The following is an 18,081-nucleotide window of genomic DNA, read 5'->3' on the forward strand; positions in this document are numbered from 1 at the left end:
TAAAATGTATCTTTAAGTATTAATCAATTAACCGCTAAAGTATAGCATGCAATTCTGGAGGTGTCTAGCCACGATCTGTCTACTTGTGATTTTAAGTTGCCACATTATTTGTGCGCAGCAGTATATTCCATTTGCACAGCATGTATTCAACGCTTCGAGTATTAATCCTGCTTACGTAGGTTATAAGGAATCGTGGAATGGGCAGGTGGGTATTCGTTCGCAATGGACAGGCATTTCTGGCGCCCCAAAGGCTGGATATCTGGCTGTTGATGGTATTTTGGACCCACTGTATAAGCGTCATGGCGCCGGAATTAATTTTACATATGATAAAATAGGGGTACAAGCAGCGACTTCATTTTTTGCAAGTTATGCTTTGCGCCTACAGCTGGATGATGAAGATACACAAAGACTAAATCTAGGTATTGCAGGAGGGGCCACGCAATACAGTCTGAATGGCAATGATTTAGTGTCTGTGGATGAGCAAGATCCTTACATACCGCAAGGGATAATTACGACGTGGAGACCAGATATGCGCTTGGGCATATTCTATTATCATCCAAATGCTTATTTCGGCTTTGCCGTTCATGATTTATTTGCAAATGCTGATAGTCGTGAAGATTTCATCTATAATCAGAATTCATTGGAAGGACTCTACCGCAATACCCACGCCTATATTATGCTAGGAGGCGCCATTCCTATGGCTGAAGGATTGGTATTCCGGCCGAGTATGCTGGTCAAAGATGATCTGGTAGGCCCGACTGCTGTGGATGTGAATGTTATGACCATTTTCGACGAAAAATTTTGGATAGGTGCTGCATTTCGTTCGCGTTCCAAAATCTTTGATCGGGACTACGAAGAATATAGTTTATCGAAATTCAGTTCATATAAATCCATTGGCTTATTAGCCCAGCTCTACACCAATTCTCAATTGCGGATTGGCTACTCTTTTGAGCATAGCCTCAACAAAATAGCCGGGATGAATAATGGGACACACGAAATTTCGCTGGGTATTTCCTTTGGCAAACCAGCGCGATCATTTGCTAGTCCCAAGTACTTTTAGACCTGCGTTACACTGCTTATTCAACTTTTCTTGTTAGGTTTGTATATGCAAAAAGGCAAACTTTACTTGATTCCAGTACCACTTTCTGAAGGTGCTGAACCATTGTCTTACACTTTGGTTCATGATGATATCATCAATAAGATTGACGAGTATGTGGTGGAAAATGAAAAAACTGCACGCAAATTTTTGAAAGCAGCGGGTTTACGTATTCCGCAAAGCCAGCTTATCATCCACGATTATGGCAAGCACACTCGGGACAAAATGGATTATAGGCAGATATTTGCTAATGTATTGAAAGGCAAAGACCTGGGACTCATGTCCGAGGCCGGCTGTCCTGCGGTGGCTGACCCGGGATCCGACATCGTGATGGAAGCGCATCGCAGAGGCATACAAGTTGTGCCAATGGTTGGACCCAGCTCGATATTGCTGGCGCTGATGGGATCTGGTTTTAATGGACAAAAATTTACTTTTCATGGTTATTTGCCCATTGACAAAGGCGATCGTTCCAAGAAAATAAAAGATCTGGAAAGCCAAAGTTTGCGGGAGAAAATCACTCAAATATTCATTGAGACACCATTTCGTAACAATCAGCTTATGGCTGAGCTGCTCCGGTTAGCCAAGCCGACGACTCGATTGTGCGTAGCCGCTAATTTGACATCAGCAGAGGAAATTATTCTTACCAAGACCGTCGGTGAATGGAAGAAGACCTCCATTGATTTGCATAAGATTCCGGCGATTTTTTTATTGTTTGCTTAAGTATTTGTAAATTTAAATATGCTAAAACGTTATTTTTCTATCTTAATTGGTTGTATGCTTTGCGCTATGGCAGCAAGTGCGCAGTCGACCTATGTTATTGTTCATGGTGCTTGGGGAGGGGCTTGGCAGTTTAAAAACACAGGCAAATTGCTTCAAGAGGCCGGACAAACAGTGTATAGACCGACGTTGACAGGATTAGGTGAGCGTCACCATCTGTATAATCCGTCGGTCAACCTGACCACACATATCACGGATGTCGTGAATACCATTCTCTTTGAGAATCTAACGGATGTGATTTTGGTAGGACATAGCTACGGCGGAATGGTGGTTACAGGCGTCGCAGACAGTCTTCCCGATCGGATTAAAAAGGTCATATATCTGGATGCAATCATTCCAGAAGAGAATAAATCGGCAATTCAAAGTTTGGGTATGGAAGAGTCACAAGCTTCTAATTCCTTTAAGGTAAATGATGGTGTAATCGTTCCTGCTTGGGTGAGAGACACGACCATTACTCCGCGTGATGTACCTCATCCTGTGGCTACATTTGTGCAACCTTTAGCATATTCAGCCGCGCGGTTGTCAAATATTCCGAAGACCTACATTTTTACGTACGAGAATTTGCGTGGCGGTAAAGAAAAAGATGACTTTTATCGGTTTTATCAAAAGGCAAAGAATGAAAATTGGAAGATCGTGGAGTTAGAAGCATCTCATAATCCTCAAATTGATAAACTGCAAGAATTGGTAGCTATTTTACTTGAAGAAAAATAATGGAAGAACTAATTAATAGTCCCGAATATCAAAAAATATTACCCTATATATACATTCTTTTAAGTGGATTTATCTTACTTCTTTTTTTGCTAATCTACCTGAGTATATTAGGTCGTAAAACACTGTTGCTCATCAAGAAGGAAAACCGTTGCGTTACACCAGAGCAATCTTGGTTATTGTTATTGCCGTTTTTTCATATCTATTGGAATTTTATTTTCATGCGCCGACTAGTCGATTCATTGAATAATGAATTTTACGACAGAAAAGAGGAAGTCGAAGAAAATCCTACCCAGATGAACGGCTATTTCTACGCGTGGAGCTTCTTGGTATTAAACCTGCCTTTGCCTGCTTTTATTTTTTTCGTCACTTTCTTGTTGACTATTGTTTCTATTATACTGTATATCGCTAAAATTAATGAGTATAAGAAGCAATTGGAAAGTTCGCCGCGTTTGGATAATTCATTTTAATCGATTTAAAAGCACTATTAATGAAAATTAGAGAAATCACCGACTATCTAGAATCTATTGCACCATTAGCTTATCAAGAGTCTTATGACAACTCAGGGCTGATCGTGGGTAACCTGAATGATGAAGTCCATAAAGCCTTAATTTCTCTGGATTGTACGGAAGAAGTGGTCGATGAGGCCATAGCCAAAGGCTGCGATATCATCATTGCCCATCATCCTATAGTTTTCAAAGGATTGAAACGTTTCAATAACCAGAACTATGTAGAGCGTACGGTTATTAAAGCAATAAAAAACAATATTGCGCTTTACGCGATTCATACTAATCTGGACAATGTTTTGGGTGGCGTAAGCTCGAAAATAGCCGAGAAATTGAATCTTACGAATACAGCTATTTTGAGCCCTAAATCGGGATTGTTGAAAAAGCTGTCCGTTTACGTGCCCCGCACGCATGTGGACGAAGTGCGTCAAGCGCTTTTTGATGCGGGCGCAGGAAGTATAGGTGACTACGACCAATGCAGCTACAATACTGCGGGATATGGCACCTTTAGGCCATTGCCGGGCGCCGATCCGGCCATTGGTGAGGTCGGTACGCACGAGCGCGTCGAAGAAACAAAAATTGAGGTGATATTTCCGCAACAGCTGGAGCGTAAAGTAATCGTTTCCATGCTGGCCGCTCATCCTTATGAAGAGGTGGCATATCATTCCATTGGCTTGGATAATAAATTTCAGTACGTAGGATCGGGCATTATTGGTAATTTGGATCAGCCTTTAGATGGCTCGCAATTTTTGGCTTATTTGAAGCAACATCTGAATTTGCAGGTTATTCGTCACACCAGATTGTTAAACAAAAAAATAGAACGTGTTGCGGTCTGCGGAGGAGCAGGAGGCTTTTTGTTGGGAGATGCTAAGCGTTCGGGTGCAGATATTTTTATTACAGCAGATTACAAATACCATGAGTTTTTCGATGCCGAAAATGACATAGTGATTGCGGATATCGGACACTATGAATCAGAACAATTTACGCAAGAATTATTAATAGATATAATTCGGAAAAAATTTGTTAACTTTGCTGTCCTATTGACACAAATAGACACAAATCCCATAAAATACTACAGTTAATGGAACAAACCGTAGAACAAAAATTAAAGGCATTGTGGTCGTTGCAATCGATCCACACTAAAATAGATAAGATTCGCCAAGTACGCGGTGAGCTGCCTATCGAAGTTGCTGACTTAGAGGATGAAATCGCTGGGTTAGAAACTCGTCTTGAAAAAATCAGAGTTGAATTAGACGATTTAGAAGATTCAATTGTAAAACGTAAAAATATGATCAAAGATGCGCAAGCAGCGATCAAAAAATACGAAGGTCAATTGAACGAAGTAAAAAACAATCGTGAGTACGACGCTATTTCTAAAGAAATCGAGATTCAAGGCTTAGAAATTCAAGTTTGTGAAAAGCGCATTAAAGAAGCTGAGTTTGAAATCAAAAACAAAACAGAAGCTTACGAAAAATCGCAAGGAAACTTAGAATATGCTAAAGGCGAATTGGAAGTAAAGAAAAAAGAGTTAGAAACTATTGCTTCCGAAACTCAAATCGAGGAGGAGACTTTGTTGAAAAAAGCAGATTCAGCGGCACAAGACAACGAAGAGCGTTTGTTGAAAGTATACAACAAGCTTCGTGGTTCTTATCGCAACGGATTAGCCGTGGTTTCTATCGAGCGTGATAGCTGTTCAGGCTGTCACAACAAAATACCACCTCAATTGCAATCAGAAATCCGTCAACGTAAAAAATTGATTATCTGTGAACACTGTGGTCGTATTTTGGTAGACGAAGAGATCTCTTCAGAGGATTAATCTCATATTAGATATTACAGACAGGGGGTAAAGGTAAAACTTTACCCTTTTTTTTTGCAACATATTAGATATAGTCGGTTCGTATACAGCTGTAATCCATTATATTTGGTGAAATAACTAACAGATATTAACTAAGTATGTTGAACAAACTTTCTGTGTTGCTAGGAATAGGTCTATGTATTTCTAACATATCAATATTAAAAGCGCAAGAAGAAACGCTTTTACTTCGCAGTCCCAGCATCAGTGATACCCATGTGACCTTTGTATATGGGGGAGATGTATGGATAGCAGACAAAAATGGAAATAATCCTAAACGCCTGACCACCAACCCGGGTGTAGAAATCAACCCTCTATTTTCGCCCGATGGCAAGCAGATTGCTTTCTCTGGAAACTATGACGGTAATAACGATGTCTATACCATTCCGGTATATGGCGGAGAGCCTAAAAGAATAACTTTCCATCCTTCTGCCGATGTGGTACGCGGCTGGTTAAATAACAATGAACTTTATTTTTCTACTACGCGGGAATTTCAATATTCTTTGGGCTCCCGATTGTATAAGACCAGTGTTGACAAGGCTGTGGATATGCCGTTGATGATGCCAGAGGCTTATCAAGGGACGCCTTCACCGGATGGAAGATATTGGGCATACATTAAGAATTCAGACCCTACAGAGCGTGACCGCGTAGCTTTCAAGCGCTACCGTGGCGGTGGCATGGTGTCTATCTGGATTTTTGATACACAAACCAAAAATGTAGAAATCATCGCGGGGGATAGATGCAATGATGTGAAGCCTGTTTGGTTAGGTTCGAAGGTTTATTTCCTTTCGGACAGAGATAAGATCGTCAATGTATTTAGTTACGACACGAAAACCAAAAATATCGAAAAGCTGACCAACTATAAGGACTACGATGTACGTACCTTGCAGGGCAAAGGTTCTGAATTGGTTTACGAGCAAGCTGGCAAAATCCATATCCTGGAGACCAATAGCAAAAAAGTAAATACGCTTAAGATTGCTATTGCAGCGGATCCACTTTATAAGCGATCACGCTATGAGCAAATTCGTGGTGAAATCCGCGAATTCAGCATTTCGCCGACCGGTCAGCGCGCCTTGTTCCAATCCAGAGGTGAAATCATTTCTGTACCACGTGAAAAAGGTGAAGCACGTAATATATCCAATGCAGCGGCTAGTCACGAGAAATATCCTTCGTGGTCACCGAACGGCAAGTGGATTTCTTACCTTTCCGATGCGGGAGGCAAGTATCAATTGGTGCTACGCGATCAGAAAGCATTAGAAGAGCCTACATTTATTGATTTGGGCAAGGATTTCTTCTATTTTGAGCCGACTTGGTCGCCTGATAGTAAGAAACTTTTCTATGCTGATGCACACTTGAATCTTTATTATGTCGATATCAATACCAAGAAAGTAGTATTGGTGGATTCGGATGCTTTGGCCTCGACAACAGGACGTACACGCAATAGCTTTACGCCGAGTTGGTCTTTCGATTCGCAATGGATTTCTTATGTAAAAACGCTATCCAATGGGGTAACAGCCGTATTTATGTACAATTTGGATACGAAAGTTGCACAGCAGATCACCGACGGAATGTCTTACGTCAGCCAGCCTACCTTCAGTAGGGATGGTAAGTATCTATTCTTCACGGCAAGTACAAATGTAGGATTGACGAATTCAGGACTTCACATGTCTGCGTACGAGCGCAACCCCTCATTCAATGTGTACGCTTTCATTCTTTCTAAAAAAACGCCTTCCATCTTTAAAAATGAAAGTGATGAGGAAACAGTTAAAGAGGATAAAAAAGAAGAAAAAGGTCAAGACTCGACGAGCACCGACAAGAAGGACAGTAAAATAGCTTCTAAGAAAACTGAAGCATCTAAACCTGATGTTAAAAAACTAGAAGTAGATTTTGACAATATCAACCGTAGAATTATTGCATTACCGCTACAACCCGGCTATTATACGTTGGATGGAAATGTCGATAAGATGTTGGTTTACAGACGTGGCGGTGTTATTGGTGCTTTCGACTTAGAAAAGGCGGAAGATAAAACACTTATCGAAAATGCAGGTCGTTTCAGTATCAGTGCCGATGGTAAGAAAATGCTGTATCAATCGGGAAGAGATTATTACATCGTCAATGCCGGTCAAAAGCCTGCTCCAAATACCGGTAAACTCAATCTGGATAATATTCAGATAGAAGTAAATCCTGCTTTAGAATGGAAACAAATTTTTAATGAAGTATGGGCGATGCAAAAAGAGTTTTTCTATGTAGAAAATATGCATGGTGCAGACTGGAAAGCTGTAAAAGCGAAGTACGAAAAATTTGTGCCTTATGTAAACCATCGTTCGGACTTGGGATACCTGCTGAATGAAATGATGGGAGAACTGGTGGTAGGACACGCCTATATCTATCCGGGTGATCAACCGTCAAGTCCATCTGTAAGTACAGGTACTTTAGGCGCAGATTTGGAATACGTTGATGGCATGTACAAGATTAATAAAATCTATACGACATTAGATTGGAATCCATCGTTGAAGGCGCCATTGGCAGTGCCAGGTGTCAACATCGAAGAAGGAGAATATATTGTTGCGGTCAATGGGGTTAAACTTACACCAGAGGTGAATCTTTACAAGTTGTTAGAAAACCGTGTAGACAAGCAAGTGCTGCTGAAAGTAAATAGTAAACCTTCCTTGTCTGGAGCGCGTGATGTCATCGTCAAACCGATAACCTTCGGTCAAGAAATCGCCCTGCGCCAAATGGATCGCATGGAGTCTAACCGCAAGAAAGTAGATCAGTTAAGTAACGGTCAAATCGCCTACGTGTATATGCCAAATACCGGTTCGGAAGGCTATACCTCATTCAACCGTTATTACTTCTCGCAAATGGACAAAAAAGCGTTATTGTTGGATGAGCGTAATAATGGCGGTGGTTCGGTTGCTGATTATGTTATTGATCTATTGTCGAGAGAACTGATTGCAGGATGGACCATACGCGACGGAAAACCTTTCACCACACCGGGTAATGGTATATACGGCCCTAAGGCGATGATCATTAATGAAAATGCCGGATCAGGAGGTGATATGATGCCGTATATGTTCAGACACAAAGGTCTAGGTAAATTGGTGGGTCGTACCACAATGGGAATCTTAGTAGGTATCTCTGGCTATCCTCCATTGTTGGATGGCGGTAGCATTACGTCGCCCAATTTCGGAATCTTTGATATGAATGGTAAATATATCATTGAGAATGAAGGTGTGGCTCCCGATGTTTTTGTGGAGCAAATGCCGAAAGATTTACTAGAAGGTCGCGATCCACAGTTAGAAAAAACCGTGCAGATACTTTTAGATGAAATGAAAACCTATCCATACAAAGAGATAAAAAAACCCGCGGATCCTATCCGTGTGAACTAACAATATGCAAAAGGGACTGTACGGTCCCTTTTGCATTCACAAATAATGCATAACTTTATGCCAATGAATGATTTTTTGGAAAAGCAGCCTTCTCCTTGGATGTCCCTTGTCTTATTGTTGGTATATACAGTTGCCTTTAGCATCGGTATACAGATTCTTGCGCTTCTAATTGGAGAGCTCAATGGATCCAATATACAAGATTTTATTTCAGGGTCTACTGCAACTGCTACGGGCAATTCTCGGTTTTTTATGTATGCCTTATTAGCTTGTGGCACCTTTGGTACGTTCTATCTCCCTGCGGTGGTATTGCAGAAAAGAGAGCCCATGTTCCAATATTTTCCTACTGAAAATACACCTGTTGCCTTCTACGCGCTAGCTGTAGCGTTCTTAGTCGCTTTTGCGCCGCTGATGGGCTTAATAGCCGAATGGAATGCCCATGTCACATTTCCCGAGGGGCTCAAAGGTGTGGAGAACTGGATGCGGGAGCAAGAAGATTCTTCCAATGGATTGATCAAAAAGGTCGTGATGGTAGACCATTTGGGTTTACTATTCGTTAATATAATTGTATTAGCGTTATTTCCCGCTATAGCAGAAGAGTACTATTTTAGAGGGTCGCTGATGCACATTGCACAACGCATCTTTAAGAATATGCATGTGACAATCTGGATTACGGCCATTATATTTAGTGCGATACACGTTCAGTTTTTCGGTTTTGTGCCACGTGTACTATTGGGCGCATTCTTTGGCTATATGCTGTATTGGACTAACAATATCTGGGTGCCTATATTGGGACACTTTGTAAATAATGCCACAGTGGCAGTATATGCCTATTACTGTACTACGCAAGGCAAAACTTTTGAAGAAATGCAGTCCGCTGATACCTACTCCAATTTTGTGTATCTTGGTAGTGTAATTCTTACAATTGCGATAGCCATACTATTTTATAATAAATCAAAACAATATTCAACACATGGGAAACGACTGGATTAAAGTCAGAACATTCACTCAAAATATCGAAGCGGAAATCGTGAAGCAGATGCTGGAAGAGAATGGCGTGAACGCAGTATTATTGAATAAGCAAGATTCCTCGTATCTGTTCGGAAAGATTGAGTTGTACGTGAAACAAAGCGACGAGACTATTGCAAACGTATTGATAAATAGTTCAACATTCACGGAGGAGGACGATGCTAACTAGAGCCATCACCGGATTATTTTTTATAATCGTACTTATAGGCGCCTTACTTTTGGGTGAAGTTGTTTTTACCCTATTTTTTAGCCTTGTAGGGTTGGGGGCTTTGTATGAATTCTATGGAATAGTGAAGTCTGAGGCAAATAAGCCCAATGTATGGTTGGGCATGCTTTCAGCACTTACTTTGGCCATACTAATAGGATTACATTGCATCGGTTATATCCCATTCAAGTACGTTTGGTTGTTTATACCGATGATTTCGTTGATTTTTATAGTGAGTTTATATCAAAAGCGTGCGCTTCCTTTCAATGACATTGGCTATACCTTGCTAGGCATTATGTACGCATGCATTCCTTTTCTGTTTTTTGTTGCATTGGGCTTTATATCGGGGACATTCAATCATTATATTCCTTTAGGATTTTTAATTATCCTCTGGGCTAACGATACGGGAGCCTATCTTTCTGGGCGTAGCTTCGGAAAGCATAAACTCTTTGAAAGGATATCACCCAACAAAACTTGGCAAGGTTTTATCGGCGGAGTGCTTTTTGCGATGCTGATCGCACTAAACTTAGAGCAATATTTTGGCTCCCTAGCCAAATGGGAATGGGTGACGATGGCTACAATAATCGGGATTTTCGGCACTTTGGGAGACTTAGTAGAATCCATGCTTAAGCGAAGCCTGAATGTCAAAGATTCGGGGAATATTCTACCTGGTCACGGTGGACTACTGGATCGTTTTGATGGACTTTTAATAGCCGCACCATTGGTGTTTTTATTTTTATTAATGTTACAATAATGAATATCGCTGCATCCACATTTGATTTTCTGAAGGCTCTCAAAGAAAATAACAACCGCGAATGGTTTAACGCAAATAAAGCGTCATATGAGCAGGCTAAAGAAAATATTGAAAACTTTATACAGGCGCTTATAAATAATCTGGCCACTTTTGACCCACATATTGAAAACTCCATTCAAGCCAAGCAATGTCTTTTCAGAATTTATCGTGATGTTCGTTTTTCAAAGGATAAGTCACCATATAAGGCTTGGTTTGCAGCAGGGATTTCGCTGGACGGCCGTAAGCTGGATGGTCCGGAATATTATGTCCATCTAGAGCCTGGAAATTCGTTTGTTGCGGTAGGTTATTGGAGACCCAAGAAAGAGCATTTGGAACTTATACGACAAGAGATCGATTATAATTTTGCGGGTCTGGAGAAGGCCCTGGCGGACGGCAATTGGACGACAGACGACCTATCCAAGGAGGATCAATTAAAGAGGCCGCCAGCAGGATATACGGAGGATCATGAAGCGATAGAAATATTAAAACTTAAAAGTTTTATACTGTATAAACCCTTGGAAGATGAACAAATTTTAAAAGCTTTCGCTCTGGAAGATATAACAAAGCTTTTTCAACGAACCTTATCTTTCAAAATCTTTATCCATGAGGCAATCGAAAACTAAATTATAATTCAACCAACACCTTACAATGAAAAACAACTTATTTAAATGCACGGTTTTTGGTGCTTTTTTACTCTTGGGACTGCAAGCAAGTGCACAGCATTTTGCTAAAGGCGTCGTGTATGAAGACAGCAACAAAAATGGTAAACGTGATAAGCGCGAGAAAGTATTAAGCAATGTGGCTGTTTCCAATGGCCGAGATGTCGTGCAGACGAATGCAAGTGGTGAGTATAGCCTTCCGGTAGGAGATGATAATATTATTTTCGTCGTAAAGCCGTCTGGATACAGCACACCTGTAGATGAGAATAACTTACCCAAATACTATTATATACATAACCCTAATGGTGCGCCAGACCTTAAATATAAAGGCGTGACACCGACTGGACCACTGCCTAAATCTGTGGATTTTCCTTTATACCGTGTAGAAGATAAAGAGGAGTTTAAGATTATGGTTTTCGGCGATCCTCAAGTGTATAACCTCACCCAAGTTGAATACCTTAAAAAGGGCGTGGTGCATGAGTTGAAAGGGGCTCAAGGCTATGAATTTGGCATTAGTTTGGGCGATTTAGTAGGTAATAATCCGAATTTGTTCAAACCCTATATCGATGTCATGAAAGAAATCGGTTTACCGTGGTATCAGGTGATGGGTAATCATGACATCAACTTTGACGTGCCTAATGATACCTTGTCGGACGTAAGTTTCAAAGCACACTTTGGTCCTAATAATTATTCATTCAATAAGGGTAAGGTACATTTTATCGTATTGGATGATGTGATTTACAATGGTGAAGGTGCTTCTAGACAGTATATCGGCGGATTGCGTGAAGACCAGCTGGAATTTATCGAAAATGACTTAAAGTTTGTGCCGAAAGACCATTTGGTGGTTATCTGTGCACATATTCCGTTAGTGAATAATGGCCGACATGCTATTCGCGAGGCCGACAATTTGCGTTTATTTCAAGCATTGAAGGATTTTCCATATACTTTTTCCATGTCAGCACACACGCATTACCAAGCGCAATTTTTCATAGACCAAAAGTTGGGATGGCCGCAAGAGAAACCTCATCATCATTATAATGTAGGAACCACCAGTGGCAATTGGTATTCGGGAGCAATAAATGAATGGGGCGCCCCATCATCCACGATGGCTGATGGTACCAAAAAAGGATATGCCGTAGTAACCTTTAAAGGCAATAAATATGAAGTGGATTATCATATTAGCAATGCGCCTAAGGATTATAAAATGGACATTTACTTACCAAAAGTAACCGAAAAGCGCAAAAGCTCCAGAGCGAGTATGTACGTGAACTATTTCCTGGGCGGGGAGAAGGATACCATCGAATACCGCGTAAATGATGGAAATTGGATACAGATGAGAAGAACCGAGACTTACGATCCGCATCTCCTTGCAGAAGTATTACGTTGGGACACTTCAGACAAGCCTATGCAAGGCGAGCGACCAAATGATCCGAACCTGAGTACGCACATTTGGAAGGCTGCCGTTCCTTCGGATCTTCCTGTTGGAAAGCACAGCATCGAGTTTAGGGTACGGGATATGTTTGGCCGTACTTTCTCTACCACGCGCGAATACGAAATTTATAAAAACTAAGAGGGTAGACTAATCTTACCCATACAAATAGCAGGTGAATCTTTAATGTTGCGCACATTATCGGAAGATCCTGCTATTGTTTCATTTGCGAGGATAGCGAATAGACAGGCTTCTTTTGCGTCTGGATTCATAGCGATATCTTCAATAGATGATATAGACATCTTCGGCAGCCCTGCTTGTATATTTTCCATCAAAAGCGGATTATGTAATCCCCCTCCACTTACATAGACAGCCACATTTTCTAAATTAGCACTTACTGCAGCGATTCCATCAATTATAGCTTGCGCCGAGAAGGCATTCAGCGTAGCCATGACGTCCTCTTTTGACAGGAGAAGGGTGTTTGTTTCTTTTTGTTTGGCCTCCAGATAAGCTAAGTTAAACAGCTCCGGTCCGGTAGTTTTTGGAAAGTCTAGGGAAAGAAAATGTTCCTCCAAGAGGGCTTTAAGCAGGGTAGGGTTCACCGTGCCTTGATAAGCTATGGCCGCATCTCTATCCATCTCTATTTCGCAGTGCTTATGGACATATTGGTTCATAATCGTATTGCCTGGTCCGAGGTCCGTGGCAAAAGCTTTCATGCCCGAATTGCTCGTAGGTAAAAATGTGAAATTAGAAATTCCACCTATATTCAACAGGATGCGGTGCTGGGCATCATCTGTGAAAAGTAAATAGTCACCATATGCAGCCAAAGGGGCACCTTCACCTCCTGCGGCAATATGCTTTTGTCTAAAATCAGAAACCGTAATAATGCCGGTTTTCACGGCAATATGATCTCCATCGCCGATTTGCAAAGTACTGTTGGGAAGAGTTTTATCATGCGTAAGTATCTGTGGTGCATGAAATACCGTCTGTCCGTGGCTCGCGATAATATCTATATCTTGGTTGGCGATGCCCCAGTCTTGCAGTGCTTTGTTGATCAGATCCGCATGAACTAAACCGATATAGGCGTTTAGGCCGCACAAATCTTGCTGGTCAATCTGTCTTTTAGCAAATATTCGTCGTACAAATTGTCGAAAATCATCTGTATAGTCCATCGTAACGAATTTCTCCAGCTTCATTTGAGTGGAAGTGCCCGAGTTCTGAACTTCGCACAAAGCAATATCCAGACCATCTAAGGATGTTCCCGACATCAATCCAATGATTCTTCTAGTAGGCTGCTGACTAATTCGATAGAGTTTTTCTATTTGATGATTCATAGGCTAAAAATACATACAATCTCTTTGGTAATGTCGTTTGTTAATCATATTTTTGAAAAAAAACGAATAGATAATGAATTTTCCAGCAGAATTAAAGTACACAAAGGATCATGAATGGGTTCGTGTAGAAGGTGATGAAGCCGTTATCGGTATTACTGACTTTGCACAACGTGAGTTGGGCGATATTGTATTTGTTGATATCAATACAGTAGGCGATGAGGTTGCTGCTAATGATGTTTTTGGGACTATCGAAGCAGTAAAAACTGTTTCAGATTTATTTATGCCAACTACAGCGACTGTATTAGCTGTGAATGAGGCGATCGACGCTTCTCCAGAGCTTGTCAACTCAGATCCATATGGTGAAGGTTGGATTATCCGTGTGAAGTTAGCGAATCCAGCGGATGTGGATGGATTATTATCAGCAGAAGAATATAAATCAGAAATCAACGCATAATTTCTGATTAACGCAATAAACTAAAAAGGGAGCAATTCATTACTGAGTGCTCCCTTTTTGATTGTAATATGTACTTTTTATTACAAAGATTTTAATTCAGTAGTAGTTTTTATACTTGCACCTTGCATTTCTATTGCAGTAACCGTTGCAGAGGAAACTGTGATAAAGGATTTAGGGTTAACGATGAAGTATCCTTTAGTGGTACCAATGGATTTTCCCGAGGCATCTTCTAGATTCACATCACTATCAATCTTGTAACCCGTTGCAGTTTTCTCAATCAGTGTATATTTGGCTTTAGCTTTTACGCCCAACTGTTCCATGGAGCTTTCTGAAGTCCAGCTCTCACCAACGGCTATAGGAGTAGTAGGATAAGTTACTCCGAAAGAGTTTACACTCGATTTGTCAAATATTTGCTCTGAAACATTTGGGAAGTCAACGTCATTTATCTTTCCAAATTTGTTCATCGAGTACGTTAAAGTGCTCTCCAGCAGAGGTTTGAATTGCTGTGCGAAGGCTTTTTCCATATCCGTAGTAGGTTCTTTAGAAGAATCATAAGATGCCGTCATCATTCCCGCATCTAGGTCAACTTTTGCATACGTATATTTACCTGATACGTTAATTAATGTATCTCCAGCCTCAGCATATGTTAAGTCCATATGCATTATCATATCCATGATTAGAGTTTGAGGACCGTCAATGTCCATTTTATTAGTCACTTCGTATTTGATGGGCTTATTGTTTTCTGGAGCTAATTTAAAGAGTACTTTTTGTTGAGCAAAAGCACCTAAAGCTATAAAAGCAATAAATAAAGTTGAGATTGTTTTTTTCATAATTCTTATTTTAGATGTACAAGATAGGAAATTTGAAGGCATGTCAATTGAAAAAAATAAAAAAGGTGACAATTAAGTTTTTGTCACCTTTTTCTATCTTCTTGGATTTTTTGTCTTATTTTTTTAGATAAGATACTTCTTTTACCGCTTTAACCACCTTTTCGATGTTTGGTAAAGAAGCCTCCACTAATGTCGGAGCGTATGCTAATGGCACGTCAGCTGATGTAACACGTGTAACAGGAGCATCTAAATAATCAAATGCATTTTTCTGTACATGGAAAGCGATTTCTGAAGAGATTGAAGCCAATGGCCATGCTTCTTCTACAATCACTAAACGGTTTGTTTTTTTAACCGATTCCAAAATAGTAGCATAATCGATTGGACGTACAGAGCGCAAGTCAATTAATTCTACACTAACGCCTTCTTTTTCTAATTCTGCTACCGCAGGAATTACCACGCGAGGCAACATTTTTCCGAAAGAAACAACAGTAACGTCTGTACCTTCTTGGATAACATTAGCTTTACCGATTGGTAAGTAATATTCTTCTTCAGGAACTTGGCCTTTATCTCCATACATTACTTCCGATTCCATAAAGATTACTGGATCTGGATCGATGATCGCAGATTTTAATAAACCTTTAGCATCGTAAGGATTTGAAGGAACAACCACTTTCAATCCTGGTGTATTTGCAAACCAGTTTTCAAAGTTTTGAGAGTGTTGAGCCGCTAATTGTCCTGCGTTACCAGTAGGTCCACGAAATACAATAGGGCAGCTTAATTGACCACCTGACATTTGACGTATTTTCGCAGCTGAATTGATGATTTGATCAATCGCTACTAATGAGAAGTTGAATGTCATGAATTCTACGATAGGCTTAAGACCATGCGTAGCAGCACCAACTGCAATGCCCGCAAAACCAAGCTCAGCAATAGGTGTATCGATAACACGTTTAGCGCCGAATTCGTCAAGCATACCTTGGCTCACTTTGTAAGCACCGTTATACTCAGCTACTTCTTCACCCATCAAAAATATAGTTTCATCTTTGCGCATTTCTTCGTTCAATGCTTCACGAAGCGCTTCTCTGAATTGTATTTCTCTCATTAGTCTCTAAAAATAGTCTTATTTAATATAGAATACGCAAAGCTAATATTTTAAAATGATATTTTTGCAATCTTGCTCCACGAATTCCATGGACAATTGTCATTTTTAGATAAGCTTTTGCTCTTCCTTAATAATTTTCACGGATAAATTTTTGCAGCCAATTGTTGAGATTTGTAATGGCTAAATCTATCTTCCAAGAAGATTTATCTCTCTGCTCTACATAGTTCGAGATTGCGCGTACCTGTATGCATGGTAACTCCTCTTGGGCACAGGCATAAAATACGGCCGCGCCTTCCATGCTTTCTAGAGCGACATGCGGAAATTTTGCTTGGCAAAGTGCAATGGATGCCTCGTTGCCATGCACACGATTGACTGTGATTGCGGCATATTTCGGGAGATCCACAGCTTTTCTCGAAGAAGTAAAATAGGTGCCCTTACCCAAACCTAATTCCTCGATGGACAACACATTGTTACCGTCTTCGGCCCCAAGTTCGTAAAAAGTGTCCTGAGAGATGGAAACCACAGATCCCAGAGGCAACTCTCTGCTGAAGGAGCCCGCGATCCCCACATTAATAACCTCTGCATAAGTAGGAGCTAACGCAAGCGCTTTACCTAGCGCATACGCGGTAGCTGTCATGCCCACACCTGTGATGAGACAAGGGATATCCAGCTCTTCCAATAACGGAATACTTGGAGAAATCTCAAATGGTGTAGCGGCGACTATCAAAGGCTTCATTTTCTTGTGTTTTGAAATGCTAAGTTATGCTTTTTTGCGGTATCTTTGTAGTTATGGTACATATCACGAGAAGAGAACGCTTTTGTGCAGCGCACAAATTGTATCGAGAGGAATGGACTCCCGAGCAGAATGAAGAAGTCTTCGGATATTGCTCGAATCCCAATTGGCACGGACATAATTATGAATTGTACGTAACTGTCAAGGGTGATATCAATCCACAAACAGGATTCGTTATGGATATCAAGATCATGAAAGAGATTATCCATACGTATGTCATCGGTAAGTTAGACCATAAAAATATTAATTTAGATGTAGATTTTATGGCAGGTAAAATGGCTTCCACCGAAGTCATTGCCCAAGAAATTTTTCATCAACTCAAGCCGCATTTTGATCAGCGAGGCGTCATCCTACATAGTGTGAAGCTGTTTGAAACAGAGAATAATTCAGTTGAATATTTTGGCCAATAATACAGTAATCAATACAAAATTAAATAAAATGATAAATCCAACGGATTTCAGTGAAGAATTGGATGGTTATAAAAAAATCGACCAATATAATGAGGAGCATGTAGATCGTATAGCCCATCATTATAGCGACATCTTGGAAGCACTAGGCGAGAACCCTAATCGTGAGGGGCTCATCAAAACGCCAGAGCGTGTAGCCAAAGCTCTGCAATTCTTGACGCATGGGTACGACATTGACGCAGCAGAAGTGTTGCGTAGTGCGATGTTTGAAGAAGATTACAGCCAAATGGTGGTGGTAAAAGATATTGAAGTATATTCGATGTGCGAGCATCACATGTTACCTTTTTTTGGGAAGGCGCATATTGCTTATATCCCCAATGGACATATCGTCGGTCTGAGCAAGATCCCACGTGTGGTGGATGCTTATGCACGCCGTTTGCAAGTCCAAGAGCGCCTTACAAACGAAATCCGAGATTGTATACAGCAAACATTGAATCCTGCAGGTGTAGCTGTGGTCATCGAGTGTAAACATATGTGCATGGCTATGCGTGGCGTACAGAAACAAAACTCTGTTACCACGACTTCAGCATTTACCGGTGCATTTCAAAATGATGTGACACGTTCCGAGTTTTTACGACTAATAACGGCATCTTTAGATTAATAAATTACGTTTAATTATAATTTTTAAACCTGCATAGCAAGTCCGTTATGCAGGTTTTTT

At 40.7% G+C, this 18,081-nt stretch carries 19 protein-coding genes; 15 read left to right on the forward strand and 4 right to left on the reverse strand.

Going from position 1 to position 18,081, the window contains the following annotated elements:
* Window positions 1-46: 46 nt before the first annotated feature.
* The 12 genes from EDC17_RS08935 (at window position 47) to EDC17_RS08990 (ending at window position 12,581) form a co-directional block, all read left to right on the forward strand.
* Window positions 47-1,060, forward strand: coding sequence for a PorP/SprF family type IX secretion system membrane protein (locus EDC17_RS08935; RefSeq protein WP_132777746.1), 1,014 nt, complete (start codon window positions 47-49; stop codon window positions 1,058-1,060).
* Window positions 1,061-1,105: 45 nt separating this feature from the next.
* Window positions 1,106-1,816 carry an SAM-dependent methyltransferase gene (locus tag EDC17_RS08940; protein WP_132777747.1) on the forward strand — a complete coding sequence of 237 codons (711 nt, stop codon included), beginning with the start codon at window positions 1,106-1,108 and terminating at the stop codon, window positions 1,814-1,816.
* Window positions 1,817-1,882: 66 nt separating this feature from the next.
* Window positions 1,883-2,584: an alpha/beta fold hydrolase gene (locus tag EDC17_RS08945; protein ID WP_207895733.1), complete on the forward strand. Its 702-nt coding sequence runs from the start codon at window positions 1,883-1,885 to the stop codon at window positions 2,582-2,584.
* Window positions 2,584-3,051, forward strand: a complete 468-nt coding sequence (locus tag EDC17_RS08950; RefSeq protein ID WP_132777749.1) for a hypothetical protein — start codon at window positions 2,584-2,586, stop codon at window positions 3,049-3,051. The genes EDC17_RS08945 and EDC17_RS08950 overlap by 1 nt, the downstream gene beginning before the upstream one ends.
* Before the next feature lie 20 nt (window positions 3,052-3,071).
* Window positions 3,072-4,169: a Nif3-like dinuclear metal center hexameric protein gene (locus EDC17_RS08955; RefSeq protein WP_132777750.1), complete on the forward strand. Its 1,098-nt coding sequence runs from the start codon at window positions 3,072-3,074 to the stop codon at window positions 4,167-4,169.
* The gene (locus EDC17_RS08960; RefSeq protein WP_132777751.1) at window positions 4,169-4,903 is read left to right on the forward strand and encodes a zinc ribbon domain-containing protein; all 735 of its coding nucleotides are present in this window, start codon (window positions 4,169-4,171) and stop codon (window positions 4,901-4,903) included. The genes EDC17_RS08955 and EDC17_RS08960 overlap by 1 nt, the downstream gene beginning before the upstream one ends.
* A 137-nt stretch (window positions 4,904-5,040) precedes the next feature.
* The gene (locus tag EDC17_RS08965; protein ID WP_132777752.1) at window positions 5,041-8,328 is read left to right on the forward strand and encodes a S41 family peptidase; all 3,288 of its coding nucleotides are present in this window, start codon (window positions 5,041-5,043) and stop codon (window positions 8,326-8,328) included.
* Between the two features lie 63 nt (window positions 8,329-8,391).
* Complete coding sequence (locus EDC17_RS08970) at window positions 8,392-9,318, forward strand: CPBP family intramembrane glutamic endopeptidase (protein WP_165894391.1); 927 nt, start codon at window positions 8,392-8,394, stop codon at window positions 9,316-9,318.
* Window positions 9,299-9,523 carry a putative signal transducing protein gene (locus EDC17_RS08975; RefSeq protein WP_132777754.1) on the forward strand — a complete coding sequence of 75 codons (225 nt, stop codon included), beginning with the start codon at window positions 9,299-9,301 and terminating at the stop codon, window positions 9,521-9,523. The genes EDC17_RS08970 and EDC17_RS08975 overlap by 20 nt, the downstream gene beginning before the upstream one ends.
* Complete coding sequence (locus EDC17_RS08980) at window positions 9,513-10,313, forward strand: phosphatidate cytidylyltransferase (RefSeq protein ID WP_132777755.1); 801 nt, start codon at window positions 9,513-9,515, stop codon at window positions 10,311-10,313. Before EDC17_RS08975 ends, EDC17_RS08980 begins: the two co-directional genes overlap by 11 nt.
* Window positions 10,313-10,975: a DUF2461 domain-containing protein gene (locus EDC17_RS08985; RefSeq protein WP_132777756.1), complete on the forward strand. Its 663-nt coding sequence runs from the start codon at window positions 10,313-10,315 to the stop codon at window positions 10,973-10,975. Before EDC17_RS08980 ends, EDC17_RS08985 begins: the two co-directional genes overlap by 1 nt.
* A gap of 25 nt (window positions 10,976-11,000) precedes the next feature.
* On the forward strand, window positions 11,001-12,581 hold the full coding sequence (locus tag EDC17_RS08990; protein ID WP_132777757.1) for a calcineurin-like phosphoesterase C-terminal domain-containing protein: 1,581 nt from the start codon (window positions 11,001-11,003) through the stop codon (window positions 12,579-12,581).
* Here EDC17_RS08990 and EDC17_RS08995 read toward each other — a convergent pair.
* Window positions 12,578-13,774, reverse strand: coding sequence for an anhydro-N-acetylmuramic acid kinase (locus tag EDC17_RS08995; protein WP_132777758.1), 1,197 nt, complete (start codon window positions 13,772-13,774; stop codon window positions 12,578-12,580). The genes EDC17_RS08990 and EDC17_RS08995 overlap by 4 nt on opposite strands.
* A 73-nt stretch (window positions 13,775-13,847) precedes the next feature.
* Between EDC17_RS08995 and gcvH the strand changes: the two genes are divergently transcribed.
* Entirely contained in the window at window positions 13,848-14,228 is a 381-nt protein-coding gene (gene gcvH / locus EDC17_RS09000; RefSeq protein WP_132777759.1) for a glycine cleavage system protein GcvH, read from the forward strand.
* An 80-nt stretch (window positions 14,229-14,308) separates the two neighbouring features.
* Here the strand turns inward: gcvH and EDC17_RS09005 are convergent, their stop codons facing one another.
* The 3 genes from EDC17_RS09005 to mqnB form a co-directional block, all read right to left on the reverse strand.
* Window positions 14,309-15,058 carry a hypothetical protein gene (locus tag EDC17_RS09005; RefSeq protein ID WP_132777760.1) on the reverse strand — a complete coding sequence of 250 codons (750 nt, stop codon included), beginning with the start codon at window positions 15,056-15,058 and terminating at the stop codon, window positions 14,309-14,311.
* 115 nt (window positions 15,059-15,173) lie between these two features.
* Window positions 15,174-16,160, reverse strand: a complete 987-nt coding sequence (locus EDC17_RS09010) for a pyruvate dehydrogenase complex E1 component subunit beta (RefSeq protein WP_132777761.1) — start codon at window positions 16,158-16,160, stop codon at window positions 15,174-15,176.
* A 127-nt stretch (window positions 16,161-16,287) separates the two neighbouring features.
* Window positions 16,288-16,896 carry a futalosine hydrolase gene (gene mqnB / locus EDC17_RS09015; RefSeq protein WP_132777762.1) on the reverse strand — a complete coding sequence of 203 codons (609 nt, stop codon included), beginning with the start codon at window positions 16,894-16,896 and terminating at the stop codon, window positions 16,288-16,290.
* A gap of 53 nt (window positions 16,897-16,949) precedes the next feature.
* Between mqnB and EDC17_RS09020 the strand changes: the two genes are divergently transcribed.
* Both EDC17_RS09020 and folE read left to right on the forward strand, forming a co-directional pair.
* Window positions 16,950-17,363 carry a 6-pyruvoyl trahydropterin synthase family protein gene (locus EDC17_RS09020; RefSeq protein WP_132777763.1) on the forward strand — a complete coding sequence of 138 codons (414 nt, stop codon included), beginning with the start codon at window positions 16,950-16,952 and terminating at the stop codon, window positions 17,361-17,363.
* A gap of 28 nt (window positions 17,364-17,391) precedes the next feature.
* Window positions 17,392-18,021, forward strand: a complete 630-nt coding sequence (gene folE / locus EDC17_RS09025; protein ID WP_132777764.1) for a GTP cyclohydrolase I FolE — start codon at window positions 17,392-17,394, stop codon at window positions 18,019-18,021.
* Window positions 18,022-18,081: the final 60 nt, after the last annotated feature.

Source organism: Sphingobacterium alimentarium (assembly GCF_004342685.1).
In the GTDB taxonomy this organism is placed as follows: Bacteria; Bacteroidota; Bacteroidia; order Sphingobacteriales; family Sphingobacteriaceae; genus Sphingobacterium; species Sphingobacterium alimentarium.